The sequence below is a fragment of the Pseudomonas sp. W17 genome (assembly GCF_040268305.1).
Taxonomy (GTDB): Bacteria; Pseudomonadota; Gammaproteobacteria; order Pseudomonadales; family Pseudomonadaceae; genus Aquipseudomonas; species Aquipseudomonas protegens.
Genome location: NZ_CP158490.1, coordinates 2,414,802 through 2,430,228, shown reverse-complemented (window position 1 = coordinate 2,430,228; position 15,427 = coordinate 2,414,802). Strand labels below are relative to the sequence as shown.

Sequence of the window (15,427 nt, the reverse complement as noted above, 5' to 3'; positions counted from 1 at the left end):
AAGACATGGAGCAGAGTCCCGATGAACAACTACTTCGATAGCCCCTTCAAGGGCATCACGCTTGATCGGCAAGTCACCCACCCGAATATTCGGGTAGGTCGTTTCAGCTACTACTCAGGCTACTACCACGGCCATAGTTTCGATGAGTGCGCGCGCTACCTGCCCCACGCGTAAGGCGCGGACAAGCTGATAATCGGCTCTTTCTGCTCAATCGGCTCGGGAGCCGCATTCATCATGGCCGGCAACCAGGGGCATAGAAGCGAGTGGATCAGCACCGTTGCGCTCTACTGGATGCCCGAGGAACCGGCCTTCGCGGCCGCGCAGAATGGATATCAAGCCGCAGGCGACACGGTGATCGGCAATGACGTCCGGATCGGTTCCGAAGCCATTGTCATGCCGGGCATCAGGATCGGCGATAGTGCCGTGATAGGCACTCGAGCCCTGGTGACACGGGACGTGGAACCCTACGCAATCATCGGCGGTAACCCCGCCAAGACGATTCGCAAGCGCTTCGATGATCGGCGTATCGAGATGCTTGTGGAAATGCAGTGGTGGAACTGGAGCAGCGAGCAGTTGAAAGCAGTGATGCCACTGATGACCAGTGCAATATCGAGGCGCTGTTTGAACATTGGCAGGAGCACATCCGCCCCGACTGATCACTGGCCAAGATCGCAGCGAGCGCTGCAATGCCAGTGGGCTTCTTGGCGGATCGTGCAAAGCCATCAAAATGGCCAGAAACAAAAAAGGGGCTCACCTTTCGGTGAACCCCTTCTAGACCGCCCAGCAGAGCGGATTTTGTTTGGTAGGCGCGATTGGACTCGAACCAACGACCCCCACCATGTCAAGGTGATCACGAAACACGCTCAAGCTTATGATTTAAAAGAAAAAACCTAAAATATTAGCCACTCAAAAAACACGCAATACCTTTCATAAGAATCAACAACTTAGCGTTGTATATTCCTACAGTACTATCCCTTCCCCCGGCGTTCTGCCGAACCAGCACCACCTCCTTCCACCCTACAGTTCGTCGGCGCAAATCGCGTCATGACCAGGCCTCATTTACTGTATGCACATACAGCACTGGATTTGAGGCAGTACCATGCACCCTGACATCGAAGACACAGCCGACTGGCTGGGAATCCCTACGACTGAAGAAATGTTGCAGCAGCACATTGCGCTGCTCGAGAACGAGATCCAAGACCTAAACCAGCAACTTCGTACGGCTCGGGAAAACATCTATAAGCTTGTCGACCTGCATTCCAGGGCTATGCACGATCAAGAAGAAGCACTGATCCGGTTGCGCAGCAAGGCAGCTGAAGCTACACAGCACAGAAACAGGGTCATAGAGCTTGAGTCATCGAGTGAGTTCCTGCGGCGCACAAACGAAGATCTACGCAGACAGATACCAAGGCCCAGCAAGGGCCGATAGTTATGGCCCTTGGCAACTCCATCATAGGCCTGCTCACAAGTCACTCCCCTGGCTCCGCGTTGATCAGCATCTGCTGATCACTGGCAAGCTGCGACTGCCGCAACCAGCACCCGCTCATACCCAATCCGCTGCCGGCGCTCTGCCAGCAGCGCCCGCACCTTCAGTTCCAAGCTATCGGTCTTCTTGAGGCTGTTCGTGGCCCAGGCCGGCACGGGTACCATCGGCGCCCTGCAGGGCACTTGCACTGGCACCTCAACCCGCACAGTGCGCACTTCGGGCTCCCGGGCTGCACACCCCGCCAGCGCAACCACAATTCCCAGCAGCAACCACTTCATAACCCCAACTCCTGATCAATGATCAATTCCGCGGCCGGCGCCGGGTCACCGCCGGTACGTTCCTGCAGGAGACGATTCGCCACGGAGTAGTCGTGCTGGGCCAGCTCCTTGGCATCAGCCTGGGCCTGGGCGGCGCGGCGCTCCCTTTCCTCGCCGGCCAGCACCAAGTCGCCCAGCTTCCGGCCCTGCTCACCCGCCAGGGCTTCCAGGTTGTTGCGGCCAGCCTTTGCCGCGGCCAGATCGTCCAGGGCAGTGTCGAGCTGCGGCCGGTAATGCCTGGAGGTCATCCAGGCTCCCAGGACGGCACCGGCGGCCAACACCAGGACGACGGCCAGCAGAATGCCAACCGCCCGCCAGGCGCCGGCGCTCACTTCAAGGCCCTGCGCAGGCCTTCCTCGAACACGGCATCCGGGTAAGGGTTGCCGCCGTTCTCATGCACGATGATCCCGAGCATCACGGCGCGCAGGGTCGCCGGGTTCTTGATGTCGATCGCATCGTTCGCCTTCACGCCCAGGCGCTTAGCGATTGCGGCGATGTAGGCCTCGGTGTCGTTCTCGTTCCCAGGCGCCCAGCGGGTGATGAACTCGCGAGGGGTGTCGATGCCTGGGCCGCCGACCCCGGGCATGCCATCCTTGCCGCGGTAGTTGAGCAGCAGCCTGCCCAGGGCCCGGATACCGTTCTCGGCAGTGTCGAAGACAGCGAACCGGCCGTTCGGCTCCTTGCCGAGTTGGCCTTGCCAGTCGTTGCGGGGGTTGTAGTCGATGTTTCCCGGGTTGCGGTTGCGGACGCCGCGGGCGTTCTGAATAGTCATGGTCAAACTCCAGGCACAAAAAAGCCCGCTACTTGGCGGGCTTGGGGGAGGATCTGCAGCAGCTGCTGCTCGGTGATCGGCATTGTGTTTTCTCCAGGCAATAAAAAACCCGCACTCGGCGGGCTTGGTTAGGTGTTGCAGATCAGGTCGGAAGCGTCTCAGTGATGGAGGGCATCTGCAAGCGCACGTCGATCCAGCTGTTGAGCGGTACATCAAGCGGAGCACCTTTCCCGAGATGCATCTCGCCGTCGTCGTCGAGGGTCCAGCGCTGCTTGAAAAGACGCACAGTCACAGCTCCCTGGTCGTCCTGCTCACTTTCAGTGATTCCGAGTGCCCTGCCACCATCTGGCGAGCATGGATCAAGAACGCGCCATCCTTCGAGGGCCAGCCCCTGGCTTCCAGTAATGACGTAAACGCCAACGGCAGCGCGCTCAACAATGACGCCGAGAGCCTCATCATTTGCTGCGCCCCACTCCCCGGCGGCTTCAAATGTCTGTTCGAACAAGTCAAGGCGCTTGCTTTGTGAAACATTGGCGATCCGTACGATAGGTGATGCTGCGGATAGCGCCCCGCCCGAGCCTCTAGTGGTGTTTGCGGTAGTGTAAAACTCAGCAGGCGTATAGGCTGATCCGTTAATGGAGCCCATTAAATACGCTTTAGGCGTGTTCATATAAACGACGATTTTTGTAAAATTTTTCGTCGGTTTATCGTATGACCCCACGTGTACTGAGCCGTATCCGACCGTTGGGATGCCGGCGGACTCAGGATCGAAGCGGTACGTTCCACCCACTACGGAGTCTGAAATGCGGGGCAGGTATGGCGACGAGATCGCGCCGACACCGAAGTCGCCGACCCTCAACACGCGACCAAGCGTCTCATCAACACTGCTTGATGTCACATCAGTAACTGCTGCCGTTCCCAACCCAAGAGCCGCTCTAGCTGCCGAAGGTGATGTACTGGATGTACCACCTTTCTCAATTGTAAGTACATCGTCAGTAGCAACGGCTCCGAGCCCAAGGCCAACTCTGCCACTTGCCTGATCAGTCCCGCCTGTCCCACCTTTCTCAACTGGCAACACATCGTAGTTGGCAGTCGACCCCAGCGCCGCCATCTTCACGCCATATTGGTTCGTCCAGTCACGTACAAGATCGGCCAGCAGCTTCTGGTAGCCCTGCACAGGCATCACAGCGTAAGGCTGCCCGGATGCCGTCGGCCCCAGGTACGCCGGCAGGATCGATATCACTGTGTCGCTTGCAACGTTCTGCAGCTCGTACTGGCGACCATCGGGACCGATGAAAGCATCACCAACGCGGGTGTTCGCAGCAAACCCGGTGTTGGTTCCGGTGACCGTTGTTGAGCCATTTGTCACGGCCACTGTTCCGGCTCTAAGCCAAGCCATATGGTTTTCTCCAGGCAATAAAAAACCCGCTCTTGGCGGAATGACTTCCTAACAATTAATCAGGCGTTAACCTTTCCAAATATTCCAGGCAACAACATATAAAAAGGATTCTGCAAGGCCGTGAGCCTCAGACGAATAACACCTACTGGAAAATCGTAATAAGCAGCGACAACCCTGGCTGTATTGTTACCAGCCATCATCGACATTCTTAGGTTATTAGAGAGAAAGTAATCACCAAGATCGTACTGAATTGGAATCGCATACCAATTTAGATAATAACCCTGGACGTCTTTTGTCGTGTGGGTATACGTCCAGTTCGGGATAACTCTGGTGAATGATGCAGCAGGAGTTCCAGAGTCAAAAACCAACTCTCCAGCCCCGTCCCAAAGGCGCATGCCAAAGTCACTAACGGGTGAGGCGTCAAAAGCTGCGACAAATACCATTCCACTTGTGCCATTCCCATAAATCGTGACGCCAACCCAGTTACCAGGCCCTCCAAGGTACCCCGTACCAAAGGTAGCGGTGGCTCCGTTGTTATTGGGGCGAACAAATATCAGTGGGGGCTCCTGGGTTTTCACGGCCTGCTCAAAGTAAATATTAACCAGCTGCCCTGGACTACTGTAAGGACCATGATAAAACACACACAACCTTGAAAACTCACTATCAATAACTACTGTACCAGCGTCATTGATAACAGACAGACCAAAACCAGCCATCACTTCCACCTCATAACCATCAGCCTCATCGTCGCCCAAGATATAGTGCTGCTTCCGCTAAAACCTCCTAAAAAGTTTCGGACATAAACAATATCCGTTCCCATCTGCGCCTCCAGTTGGAGATTCCTTAAATCGGTGTTAACGACATTAGATAGTGGCAAGCAGAAAGCGGTTGAGTTGCTAGGGTTACACCCTGGCACTGAGTATTGACGGGTAGTGGGTGGGGATCCGTCGAATGAAACCACAAGCGAAAGAGCAACTCGCCATGTCACTGTATCTGTATCGAACTGCAACTTTCCGTCAGCCCCCCACATCCGTAGTCCGAAACTCATGCACTAAGGTCTCCAAGTTGTACTCGTTTGACGTTGTTTTGGTCGTAGACCTTCACCGCCCGGTTTGTCATGGTCAGCCGGCCTCCGCCTGGTGCGGGCCCGTTGAACTCAATGTTTCCCGCCTTATCTAGGCGCCACCCTTGCACGCCTTGGACATAATCATCCGACTGCAGGTATTGGCCGATCTTGAGCATGCTGATCGATCCATCCTGAATGAATGCCGACCGGATAAACGTCTGCCCACCACTTACAGAGAACGGCGACACAGGGGTGCCGTTGGCCAGGTTCAGCAACATGAAAGTGTCAGCGCGCACAACGAACTGCGAAGACACACCGGACGGATCAACTTGCAGGCCCAGGCCAAACGATGCGGCGTACTTCTGGCCGCCGGCAGTGGTATCCATCTTCACCGACCATAGCGTTTCAAGCTTGCCGGTGGTGTTGGCCAAGGCCGAGGACGTTTCCTGAATCGCTGCGACGTTCTCGCCGACCGCAGCCTGTAGCTTGGTCGTCCGCTTGGCTTCGGCCTCGATCTCCGTTGCCCGAACCTTCTCCTCGGTGACGATGGCCGCGGTGTTGTTCCAACCTTTAATCGCGTCGGCCAGATCGCCTGAGCCATCATCCTCACGCCAGGAGGCCCGCAGAGCGCTAGTCGCGCTGGCTTGGGCCGTGACTGCGCCGTCAAGCTCCGTGATATCTGCGGTGTTGGTGGCCACCTGCTGGGCAAGCCCATTGGCCGTTTCAACCGACTGGCCAACATCAGACCAAAAGGCCGGGGCCGGTGGCGGGTTGTTGGCAGGCACATCTTTGATCGCCTGGTAGATGCGCCCATCCTCAACGACCATCTGCCCCTTCAGGTAGGCCGCTGCCGGGTCGTAGCCCTTCAGCCCATCGAGAGCATCGATCTGGTCCTGCAGGCCGTCCAGCTCGCTCAGCAGATCCTTGCCCAGCTCTGTTTTTCCGACCTTTCCCGCGAGCAGGTCGAGGATCGGGCCAGCATCAGCGCTGGCCTGGCCCATCACTCCGTTTACGACTGGATAGAAGGGGCCGATGTTGCCGGTCCGATCCACCAGACGCGCCCAGAAGAACAGCGTGGCTCCAGCCTTCAGTTCCTGCATGCGGTAATCGCTTTGCGGGTACGCCAGATCCGCAAGCTTGATCGCTGACTCCAGGCTGTTTCCTGGGCCATACCAGATCTCGGTCCGCTGGGTATCCTCTGCGCCTGATGGGAAACCCCACTTCAAGCCAATGCCGAACAGCTCGCTTGTGGCCGTCAGGAACGACACCGCCGGCGGAAGCCCTTCCTTGCCGTTGAGCTGGGTCAGGTTCGAGCTCTTCCAAATCGACGAGATATCGAAGGCGCTGACGGCGCGGACGCGGGCAAGGTATGCGCCGGCATAGATGCCAGTGACATCAACGCTGGTCGAGCCAGTGCGCTGCAGTTTGATCCAGTTGCCGCTGTCCTTGCGCCATTCCACGTCGTAAGCCACGGCCCCTTCTACCGCGGGCCAGGCAATCGTCATCGTGCTGACGGCTAGCCCCTGGGCGATCGAGTAGTCGGATGTGAGAGTCACGCTCGCCGGAGCTGGTACGGTCGTCACGGGAATGACGCTGATCGGACGCTCCTCAAGCTTAGCCCCCGTGTCGATTGCCGGAAACTTGCTGGGGTTGAACTCCAGCGCTGTGATCTCGTATTCGCCCTCGGCAGTGCGCGAGGTCTTAAGCACGCGGAACAGCTGGACCGCCAGGTCATCGGCATCGATCGCCCACTGCATCTCCGGTTCAGGCTGCACGCTGTATGGCGTAGTCACCGTTACGGCGCGGCCCGCCACAGCCTCAACGGTCCTGCCTTGGGCACTACCATTTGGCAGATTGATGATCAGGCGGTCGCCAGCCTTGACCTGGGTATCACGGTCCAAGGTCACGACCTTACCGGCCGCGGCGGCGATGCGCCCCCCGGTTGGTCGACCAGATAGCAGGTCATCAGCCACCGGGATAATGTGCCCAGGAAGAGGAATGCGCCCCTCCATGCCGGTCTTGAACGTGACGGTGCGATCCTGATTGTTGCTCAGCAGCGCCCACTTCCCGCGGCGCTGGGCTTCACTGGCCCTAGTGCACCCGATGGCCGAAATCTCGATGGGCCGATCCTGGTAGCGGCGCTGCATCGCCAAGTCGGTGACCGGGATCACATCGGTATCGTAGTTGTTCGCCGGGTTGTCGTAGCTGACCAGGGCGCGGCTGTAGTGCGTGCTGCGCTCGGCGCCGCCGTAGGTGAATTCGCCGTCGATGACATTGGCCCGGGTGAAGATGTAGTCGAAGTCCTGCGCTCGGGGCATGTCGGCCTGCATGAACAGAGAGCCTTGCGCCCAATAGACCATCCCCCGGTAGATCGCCGACAGGTCGCGCAGCAGCGTCCATGCCTCGGCCTTGGCCTGAAGGTTCATGTCACAGAGAAAGCGCGGCTCCTGGCCGCCCACGCCATCAGGCACCAGTTGGTCGCAGTATTGAGCGATACGGTACATCTCCCACTTGTCGACCATCCAAGGCTTGATCCGCTTTCCCAGGCCAAAGCGATCTTCGACGCACAGACCGTACATCACAAACGCCGGGTTGTTGGTCCAGGCCTGCTTGAACGTGCCGTCCCAGGCGCCGCTGTAGGTGCGGCCGATCGGGTCGTAGTTGCTCGGCACCGGCCATCGTCTGGCCTTGGTCTTGACGGTCACAGACGGAATGTTCTGGAACTGCTCCGCATCGAACTCGATGTAGAGCAGAGCGGTGTTCGGGTAGCGCAGCTTCTGATCGATGATCTCGGCATAAGCAGCGATGGTCATCGTGTCGGCGATGGTGCCTGTATTGGCGTTCGGAGTAAGGCGGCGAACTCGAAGCGTCCAGCCCGATGTTGCAGCGGGCAGATCGACCCGGACAGACCGCTGATAGCCGCTGCTGTTCTTGCCGCTGACTGCGTTTCGGTGCGCTTCGACGAATGCCCCTCCGTCGGTGGCGATGTCAATGGCGTACTCAATGGTGTACCCGGTCGTGTCGCCGTTTGTAGGGTTCTGCTGCAACAAGCGGGGCCAGGTGAAACGCAGACGCACGGCGGATAGCTGGGTGTTGCTCAGAACCCGTGTCCATGGAGCGTCACTGCGCAGCTCTACGCCCACCGACTTTTCGCTCTCGATGGCAGGGATGCCCTGAATGTACTCCTGCTCGACAGTGCCGCGGCGCCACTCCCATTTCACGCCAGGGAGATTCACGTTGCCGCTTGCATCCCTGATCGGCGTGTTATCCAGGAAGATATCTCGGTCGGTCGGAGTACCGTCAAACTCGCCCTCACCCACTGCCAGCAGGATCTTGGCGATGTTGGTGGACCGTAGGCTGTCGGGTGCCTCGTAGGGCGCTTTGGGCTTCTTCTCGCCACCTTTGGCGCCGCGGATCTCGACGTCCATCTTTCCTCCAGGCATAAAAAAACCGCCCTAAGGCGGTTTGGTCAGTAGCCATGATGGCTCAGGTACAATTTGATGATGCTGTTCGCCAGTTGAAGCAGCAGTGGAATCAGATTCAAAGACAAGCGTATCCAGGTATTCATTCAAGGCCTCCTAAAAATCGGGAAGGCCGTTCCTCCCCGTTTAAGTGAGGGTTTTTGCCGCTATGCCTTGTCTTCGGCGTAGATCGATGCAGAGATAATCGCCCCGCCCCACCGCCGCTCACCGATGCAGATCGGAACCGGGTTACCGCTGGCGGTGGTGTTATTCGCGCTACCGAAGGCGTAGGAGGGCCTATTCTCTGATGCAGCGCTTGTTGATAAGCCCTTTGGCTGAGGGCTCAGCATCTGGATCACTCCGCCCAACGCCATCGACCCGCCGCCCATACCCACCGCCATCGCCGTGCCAGCAGCCCATCCCAGGGGGTTCCACCAGGCCAGGGCAACAATAGCGATGCCAATAACCGTTTGAAGCAGTCCTCCGCGCTTGCTCCCGCCAACCACCGGCACAATACGCAGTTCGCGGACACCGCCACGGTCAAACTCATCGGCTCCGACGTTTTTCCGGTTCCGAAATACCGCGAACCGCAAGCCCATACCGGCCAGGCGCCGGATCTCCTCCTCGAACCCAAGAAGCGTGGCCTTCAAAGCCTTGAACACCTCCCAGGTATCGCCACTATCAAGCTGTCGGCGGTGGGTGCGACCGAACTTTTGGGCAAGAGAGCCAGACAGCTTGATGGTGGTCATTGGCCGATACTCAACTGCAGTATGTATCACTGATTTCTCCCCATAAAAAAACCACCCGAAGGTGGTCTCTAGTCAAATGTGGCGATTCATATACAGGCCTTCACTGCATCGGTTACTCGATCCAGTGGGGACTGCCAGGTTCGATAAAAATGGTACTGAATTAGCGATCCGCCGTGTTTTGGCGTTACATCCACTATATGTAGTGGTGCCTGAGTATCTGGGGCCAACACAGAATATTTATCGCCAGACGTCTGCAATACGCCCCCAATGCTCGCTCCCAAGACAGTGGTGTCCTGCCATCGATCCCTAACGCACTCCGCGACTGTCTTGGCCGGCTTCGCCGACTGGAGCGAAAGCAAGGGCGGGTTGCTTCTGGTATCCCCTGCGCTTGCGCAGCCCGCCAATAGAGCCATACCTACCCATGCAATGATACGCATCTGCGCTCTCCCTTGAAAAACCCGGAATGTATCACTTAGCGTCTCGATGGCGCAGCACCAGGCGGGCGCGAGCCTGCCAGGGCCCGCCGTAGATGATGATCTCGGACGGCCTGCCGTACATGTGATGCAGCATGAACGGGCCGGGGCCGTACAGGGCGGCCTGCTCGCCGGGCAGTTTTGGGTCGGCGCCCAAGTAGATCCCGGCATGGTTAGGGTGCACAGTGCGGCCTACCGCCATGACGATCATGTCTCCGTGCTGTGGCTGGTCGACTCGATAGAAGCCGGCAGCCTCATAGGCCTGCTCGTACAGGCTTGGGCCGGTGGCCTGTTCCCACCACCCGTCCTCACGGGCGTAGGCAGGAAACTCCAGCCCCCACTCGCGCCTGTACCAGTCCGCGCAGACCTGCCAGCAGTCCCAGGCGCCGTGCACGAACGGCCGCCCCAGCAGTGCTGTTTCACCGGTTGGCATGATCGTCCGCAAGTCGCCCTCAGGCCACGACAGGATGTACCACGGCAGCCCGGTGGCCTCACACATGGCCAGGTCCCGAGGTGAAGGCCTACTGGTAGCGTCCGGATGCGAATGCACAATGCCGATCACCTCGCCCTGATCTTCAGCCTCGGCGTATTGCTCTGGCGCGATGCGGAACTCCTCCGTCGGCTCTGTGGCCACGTTCGCGCACGGCAGGTAAATCTGCTTGCGGCCCACGGCCAGGATCAGCCCGCAGCTCTCACGCGGATATTCCGCCGCGGCGTGCTGCTGCACGGCGTATAGGATGTGTTTCAACATGATCAGCTCCGGGCTATGAGCGAGACGGCAGGGAATCCGCCGAAACTGTTGGGGTTCCCGACCCCGAAACGCACAACACAGCCGCTATCAAGGCAACCGTTGCACTGATCCTTCACAGGGTCATCCGTGGGCTTGCCGTCGAAGTCGAAGTAAGGCCCGGTGTAGCCGCAGTTCGGCCCCCGATAGCCATTGGTCATGGCCCAGTGGCACAACTGTGTCATCTGACGGCCAATGCTCTCGCCGCCCACGTTGCCAGGGCTGGCCAGCTCCCATGACACCAGGGTGCCGCTTTCTGAGACTTTCTGGTCGATGTACCAGATCTCTACGCTCTCCTCGTTCGGGTCGGCTTCCGGGTTTCCCTCGGGGAAATTCTCGGCGTCGAGGAACTGGGCAAGCGTGTGGCGGATCGTGAGCTTGAACTCAAGCAGGTTGTCGAAGGCCAAGCAGAGCGCAGTAATGCGCCCGTTGACGTTCCCCACGCTCAATGTCGGTCGAACCTCCGCCCCGTCCGAGTTCGCCTCGATGCCGTCAATCTGCATGGGCCAGGCGCCGTACTCGTTGCCTTGCCACCAGATCGACTTTGCGGGCAGCTGGTCGGCATTATCGCCAGCAGCTGCCAGCTCTTCGGGTGTATGCGCGATCGCGTGCCCGTGGAATCGAAGCATGTCGGCGCCGTAGTCGGAACCGTCCAGCTCGAATAGCATGATCTCCGACCCGACTTCGAGCTTCTGGATCTGCGACATCAGACTCATGGATGGTAGGCCCTCTCAAAGGTTGCAGTGACAACGCCAACACTCCCGGGGCGGCGCTGGATACCGAAGGTCTCGCAGCGATACAGACCAAGGTCGCCACCTGGCGGGGTCCAGAGGAACGACTTGAAGCCCTTGTGCCGGCGAATGAATGCCAGAATTGGCTGCGTCTCCTCGGCGACACCGCCGAAGGTCAGCGACCAGCTATCGCTTTCGCCGTTCAGACCGTCGCCAACGACTTGGGTATAGCCGCCGCCGAAGTTCGACTTCCTGACCCTCAGCTTGTTGTCAGAGGTGGCCTCGTCGTCGGGAGGCCAGGAAAATGTTTCAATCGGCATCAACCCCTCCTAATGCTTTGAGCAAAACTGACACCACCAGGACGCCAGGAATCTGCAATGGCTCTATCCATCATTCCCCGCATCTGCTGATCGACGTTTTGTTGCAGAGCGGCGCTATCAAGCTGCATGCCCTCAGAGCTACGATCCTGCATGGTGATGCTCATCGGGGCGCTGACCTGTACAACTGTGCTTCCGCCCTGACTGCCGCCGACCATCTGGACGCCCAGCGAGCCGTCTGCGCCGCGAGCAAGGGGCATGATTGCCTCAGGGCCAGCCTCGCCAACGAGACCAACCTCTCCACCCGCCATACCGAAAGCAGTTGGCTTGCTGACGATGCCATTCGTGAATGCACCGCCCTTGGCGAACATTTGCACGCCACCGTTCCAGACGCCGCCGTTGGCTTGGTAGCTGGAGAAGTCGACTCCGGTGTATCCGGCCTGCGTCGAACCGGCAGAGGTCGCGCCACCGCCAAAGTACGAACCAGCAGCTGAAACCCCCATGCCGATCAAGCCGCTGAGCAGCGAGCTGGCGGCCTGCTGACTGGCGATCCTGGCCATATCTGCAAGCACGCTATTGGTGAAGTCGCGGAAGTTGGCCTTGCCGGTCATAGAGAAGTCCGCCAAGGCGTCACGGGCAGAATCGAACCCAGTCGTCAGCATGCTCTCGGTTGCGCCGGCGACGTCGGCCGCATCGGCCCGGATGTTGGCCCAGGCACGCCGGGCGCCATTGCGGTAGTCGCCCTGGGCGCGCAAGCGAGCCTCGTAGCCGTCCACCTCCTGCTGAATCTCTCGGGCCTGAAACTCGGCCAGATCAGCCAGCCGCTGCTGGTAGGCGCTCTGGCTGAGCTGACGAGAGGTGTCTTCCTGTTGCTCCTCAAGCTGGCGGCGAGCTTCAGCGTACCGCTGCCGCACAGCGTTCACACGAGAGGCTTGCTCGCGCTCATCGTCACCCTGGCCGATGCCCGCCACATCGATGTTGATCGCGTCCTGACGGACCTGCAGTACGACCTCCATGGCCTTGCGATAAGCCTCCGCACTGTTGCGCCGCTGCTCTGCAAGCTTCTTCTCTTGCTCAGCACGCTTGTGAAGGGTGCCGTCCGCATACGCCTTGTTCAGGTTCTTGATGCCGAGTTCCATCTCGTCGGCAGTGATCTTGCCGGCAGCGTGAGCCTTGCGAAGGCCCTGCACGCCTTCACTTAAATCCTCCAGCCGCTTCTTCTCCGGCAGGGCTCTATCGATGATCGCGTCGAGCGCCTTTAACTCATCCTTGAGTGCCTTCGCCCTGTCCTTGCTGCTATCCGTAGCGGATTTGTTGGCCTTCTTTTGCGATTCGATCGCACTGGCCACTGAGAGAATGGCCTTTCTGTCCGTCTCGGTCAGGTCGGCATTTTCGGCAATATGGCGATTGGCGATCTTGATGGCATCGCCGTTATCCTGAAGGCCGGCCAATTGCTTCTGCAGGGTTTCCAGGTAGGTCTGCCCTGCAGAGCTCATCCCGGCCTTTGCGGCATTGTTGGCAGCGGTCGCTGCGGTATTCTCCTGGGTAACCCCAGTGAGCACCCGCAGAGTTTCTGCAATCAAGTTCGAACGCTGATCGGCATCACTGACGGCGCCGGCCTGGACAACCCATTGCTGCACGGCGTTTGGCGGTAACTGCAGGCGCTCGCCTACCTCTCGCAGAATCGGCGCCAGGTCGGAGCCCGAAACCCTGGCCTCGTTGAGCCGATCGATCAGTGTCTGGTACTCGCGCAACTGCTGACCATACTTGCCGCCGGAGTCCCTGGCCGGCGCAGTGATCACCGCCGAGCGAATGGACTGGGCAAGGTCGCCGTAAGCATCCCTCACCTTATCCGCGGCGCCGATTTGCTCTTGCTGCCATTTCACCAGGGAGGCTTCACGCTGGTCCCGGTTGAGTTTTTGGAACTCCTCTCGCAGTTGCTGTACTGGCTTTTGTAGGTCTTCGAGGCTCACCCCGGCTTGGTCGGCGTTATCCCGCATCAGCAAGAAGGAAGCAGCAGCTGTGCCGGCCAAAAGCGCCAAGCCCATCGGCCCGCCCATCACCCCAAGCAGGCCAGCCGAAGCAGCGCGCAAGCCTGTCTGCGCCGTGGCAACAGCAGTGGTCGCCGCCGCCTCCCGCGTCCGGGCCTGAGCCAGCTGGATCGACATCTGCGTCTGTACGGCCGTGCCGCGAGCCGCTGCAGCTTCGCGAGCGGCCAGAATGGTGACCGTCTCAGCCTTGCGCTGATCAGCAATGGCGGCCTGAAGAACAGCCTGCGCCTGAGCGATGCGAGCAGCACGATCGGCAAGCGCAGTCTTGATCGCCAGGGCGCCGCGCGCCGTATAAACCGTCAGCGCCGAAACCCCGGCGCCGGCCATCACAGCAGCAACAGTACCGATGTTATCGCCGATCACGCTGATCGCACTGGCCAGACCGCCGACAACGCCCGTGCTTTCTTCCATACGCCCGAACAGATCAGTCAGCGCGTTTTGGATGTTAACCAGGGCATCCTGAACGCTGACCGACATATCGGCGGCGGCCTTGCGGTTCACCTCGACCGTGCGCAACAGGCCGGTGTTGATGTCGTCCAGCGACAGCTTGCCCTGGATACCCAGCTTGCGGATCTCCTCGGCGCTCTTTCCTGTTGAGCTGGAGATGGCGTTAACGATTGTCGGCATCGCCTCCTGGATGGAGACCCAGCCGTCAGCGTCCAGCTTGCCGGTCTGTAGTGCCTTGGAATAGGCGCCAAGGGCCGATGAGGCTTTGTCAGCTGAGGCGGCGTTGGTCACCAGCAGGAAGCTAAAGCTGTCGGTAATGTCGAGCGTTTTTTGGGTATCAAACCCAAGCGAGCGCATAACATCCGCGGTGCGGATGTAAAGCTCTTGGGCCTCGGAAAGGGGCCGGTAGGTCTCTTGCGCGGTGCGCAACAGATGCTGCTGAACCTCGTTGTACTCCTCGGAGCTGCTGGTCGCCATCTTCAGGCGGTCGGCTATCTGCCCGTAAGAATCCACCTGCTGGATGATGCTTCCAACAAGGCCGGCGCCAGCGACCGCGGCAAACGCACCACGAATCAATCCCCCGGCACGCTGGGCGTTCTGGGCGGTCCTGTCGAAAGCATCGTCCACGCGCCCCAGGCTGTTGTCGATCTCCCGGGTTGTCCGTGCGACTACACTGTCGGCCTGGGCCAGTTCCCGGCGCAGTTGAGCAGTAGTGGCCTCAATCTGGACCAGCATGCCCTCGACTTGTTGGTCGGCCATTTAATTCTCCAAGCACAAGAACCGCCCAATGGCGGTGACAGGCCTACTCTTCGCGCCCACGGAAGAAAGCCTTGAGGCGATCCGCGACAGAGCTCGGCTTCTGTGGAACGGGTTTCTGCTGCGTTTTGCCCTGATTCATCCAGTCAATCCGGGCATCGAGGGCGAGCATGATCTGGGGGATAGGTGTTCGCCATGCGGTATCGGGCGGCCAGCCCAGCCAGCCGGTGGCTACGCCAAACAGATAGTCGACGTAGCTGCCATCCCTTACGGCGCTGTGCTGGCCGCCCCTGGCTTTCCCCGCTCAGCTACGCTCGGCGGGACCGGGTTCATCAGCACCGCCAGGAACTCTGTGAGCTCGGCGGACACTTTGGCCACACCGGCCTCGAAGACCTGGTGCGCGATTGTCGTGTGCTCCTCAGGCTTCAAGCCCGCAGCGGCAACCAGAACATCTGCGCAGGAGGCAATGCTCAGCATGCGCATGGCCTCCAGCGCGCCACGCAGGCCTCCGAAACGAGTTTCGATACGCAGGGCGGCCTCAAGGGTTGGCTGCAATGTATAAGTGCGCGCACCGATCACCAGGGTGACAGTGCCATGCAAGGCTTCGCTCATAGG

General features: G+C 59.5%; 14 protein-coding genes, 1 tRNA gene and 1 pseudogene. 2 read left to right on the top strand and 14 right to left on the bottom strand.

Annotated elements, in window-relative coordinates; genetic code table 11:
* The first annotated feature begins 21 nt into the window (after positions 1–21).
* Positions 22–656: pseudogene (gene catB / locus ABCR88_RS11370) on the top strand (type B chloramphenicol O-acetyltransferase).
* Between the two features lie 144 nt (positions 657–800).
* On the opposite strand, the gene ABCR88_RS11365 reads toward catB, so the two are convergent.
* Positions 801–865: transfer RNA gene (locus ABCR88_RS11365), tRNA-Ser, on the bottom strand.
* A 234-nt stretch (positions 866–1,099) separates the two neighbouring features.
* On the opposite strand from ABCR88_RS11365, the gene ABCR88_RS11360 reads away from it, so the two are divergent.
* Positions 1,100–1,429, top strand: a complete 330-nt coding sequence (locus ABCR88_RS11360; protein ID WP_350404563.1) for a hypothetical protein — start codon at positions 1,100–1,102, stop codon at positions 1,427–1,429.
* A gap of 77 nt (positions 1,430–1,506) precedes the next feature.
* Here the strand turns inward: ABCR88_RS11360 and ABCR88_RS11355 are convergent, their stop codons facing one another.
* The 13 genes from ABCR88_RS11355 to ABCR88_RS11295 all read right to left on the bottom strand — a co-directional run bounded on the left by ABCR88_RS11355 (position 1,507) and on the right by ABCR88_RS11295 (position 15,424).
* Positions 1,507–1,764, bottom strand: coding sequence for a hypothetical protein (locus ABCR88_RS11355; protein ID WP_232644235.1), 258 nt, complete (start codon positions 1,762–1,764; stop codon positions 1,507–1,509).
* Entirely contained in the window at positions 1,761–2,051 is a 291-nt protein-coding gene (locus ABCR88_RS11350) for a hypothetical protein (RefSeq protein WP_350404562.1), read from the bottom strand. Before ABCR88_RS11350 ends, ABCR88_RS11355 begins: the two co-directional genes overlap by 4 nt.
* Positions 2,052–2,131: 80 nt before the next feature.
* The gene (locus ABCR88_RS11345; RefSeq protein WP_220224424.1) at positions 2,132–2,569 is read right to left on the bottom strand and encodes a structural protein P5; all 438 of its coding nucleotides are present in this window, start codon (positions 2,567–2,569) and stop codon (positions 2,132–2,134) included.
* Between the two features lie 148 nt (positions 2,570–2,717).
* Complete coding sequence (locus ABCR88_RS11340) at positions 2,718–3,974, bottom strand: hypothetical protein (protein ID WP_232644233.1); 1,257 nt, start codon at positions 3,972–3,974, stop codon at positions 2,718–2,720.
* 59 nt (positions 3,975–4,033) lie between these two features.
* Positions 4,034–4,729 carry a hypothetical protein gene (locus ABCR88_RS11335; RefSeq protein WP_232644232.1) on the bottom strand — a complete coding sequence of 232 codons (696 nt, stop codon included), beginning with the start codon at positions 4,727–4,729 and terminating at the stop codon, positions 4,034–4,036.
* A 289-nt stretch (positions 4,730–5,018) separates the two neighbouring features.
* A complete protein-coding gene (locus tag ABCR88_RS11330) occupies positions 5,019–8,468 on the bottom strand; it encodes a DUF1983 domain-containing protein (protein ID WP_350404561.1) in 3,450 nt (1,149 codons plus the stop codon).
* 200 nt (positions 8,469–8,668) lie between these two features.
* Positions 8,669–9,250: a tail assembly protein gene (locus ABCR88_RS11325; RefSeq protein ID WP_232644230.1), complete on the bottom strand. Its 582-nt coding sequence runs from the start codon at positions 9,248–9,250 to the stop codon at positions 8,669–8,671.
* Between the two features lie 468 nt (positions 9,251–9,718).
* Positions 9,719–10,474 (bottom strand): C40 family peptidase, encoded by a 756-nt coding sequence (locus ABCR88_RS11320; RefSeq protein ID WP_350404560.1) that lies wholly within the window; start codon positions 10,472–10,474, stop codon positions 9,719–9,721.
* A gap of 2 nt (positions 10,475–10,476) precedes the next feature.
* Positions 10,477–11,226 carry a phage minor tail protein L gene (locus ABCR88_RS11315; RefSeq protein ID WP_232644228.1) on the bottom strand — a complete coding sequence of 250 codons (750 nt, stop codon included), beginning with the start codon at positions 11,224–11,226 and terminating at the stop codon, positions 10,477–10,479.
* Complete coding sequence (locus tag ABCR88_RS11310) at positions 11,223–11,561, bottom strand: phage tail protein (RefSeq protein WP_232644227.1); 339 nt, start codon at positions 11,559–11,561, stop codon at positions 11,223–11,225. Before ABCR88_RS11310 ends, ABCR88_RS11315 begins: the two co-directional genes overlap by 4 nt.
* A complete protein-coding gene (locus ABCR88_RS11305; RefSeq protein WP_232644226.1) occupies positions 11,561–14,815 on the bottom strand; it encodes a phage tail tape measure protein in 3,255 nt (1,084 codons plus the stop codon). The genes ABCR88_RS11310 and ABCR88_RS11305 overlap by 1 nt, the downstream gene beginning before the upstream one ends.
* A 43-nt stretch (positions 14,816–14,858) precedes the next feature.
* Positions 14,859–15,056 carry a hypothetical protein gene (locus tag ABCR88_RS11300; RefSeq protein WP_232644346.1) on the bottom strand — a complete coding sequence of 66 codons (198 nt, stop codon included), beginning with the start codon at positions 15,054–15,056 and terminating at the stop codon, positions 14,859–14,861.
* Between the two features lie 23 nt (positions 15,057–15,079).
* Positions 15,080–15,424 (bottom strand): hypothetical protein, encoded by a 345-nt coding sequence (locus ABCR88_RS11295; RefSeq protein WP_232644225.1) that lies wholly within the window; start codon positions 15,422–15,424, stop codon positions 15,080–15,082.
* Positions 15,425–15,427 lie beyond the last annotated feature (3 nt).

Coding starts and splice junctions, on each gene's coding strand:
- ABCR88_RS11310 (WP_232644227.1), bottom strand. CDS start 11,561: ATGCCGATTGAAACATTTTCCTGGCCTCCCGACGACGAGGCCACCTCT.
- ABCR88_RS11315 (WP_232644228.1), bottom strand. CDS start 11,226: ATGAGTCTGATGTCGCAGATCCAGAAGCTCGAAGTCGGGTCGGAGATC.
- ABCR88_RS11295 (WP_232644225.1), bottom strand. CDS start 15,424: ATGAGCGAAGCCTTGCATGGCACTGTCACCCTGGTGATCGGTGCGCGC.
- ABCR88_RS11320 (WP_350404560.1), bottom strand. CDS start 10,474: ATGTTGAAACACATCCTATACGCCGTGCAGCAGCACGCCGCGGCGGAA.
- ABCR88_RS11330 (WP_350404561.1), bottom strand. CDS start 8,468: ATGGACGTCGAGATCCGCGGCGCCAAAGGTGGCGAGAAGAAGCCCAAA.
- ABCR88_RS11305 (WP_232644226.1), bottom strand. CDS start 14,815: ATGGCCGACCAACAAGTCGAGGGCATGCTGGTCCAGATTGAGGCCACT.
- ABCR88_RS11360 (WP_350404563.1), top strand. CDS start 1,100: ATGCACCCTGACATCGAAGACACAGCCGACTGGCTGGGAATCCCTACG.
- ABCR88_RS11325 (WP_232644230.1), bottom strand. CDS start 9,250: ATGACCACCATCAAGCTGTCTGGCTCTCTTGCCCAAAAGTTCGGTCGC.
- ABCR88_RS11340 (WP_232644233.1), bottom strand. CDS start 3,974: ATGGCTTGGCTTAGAGCCGGAACAGTGGCCGTGACAAATGGCTCAACA.
- ABCR88_RS11355 (WP_232644235.1), bottom strand. CDS start 1,764: ATGAAGTGGTTGCTGCTGGGAATTGTGGTTGCGCTGGCGGGGTGTGCA.
- ABCR88_RS11350 (WP_350404562.1), bottom strand. CDS start 2,051: ATGACCTCCAGGCATTACCGGCCGCAGCTCGACACTGCCCTGGACGAT.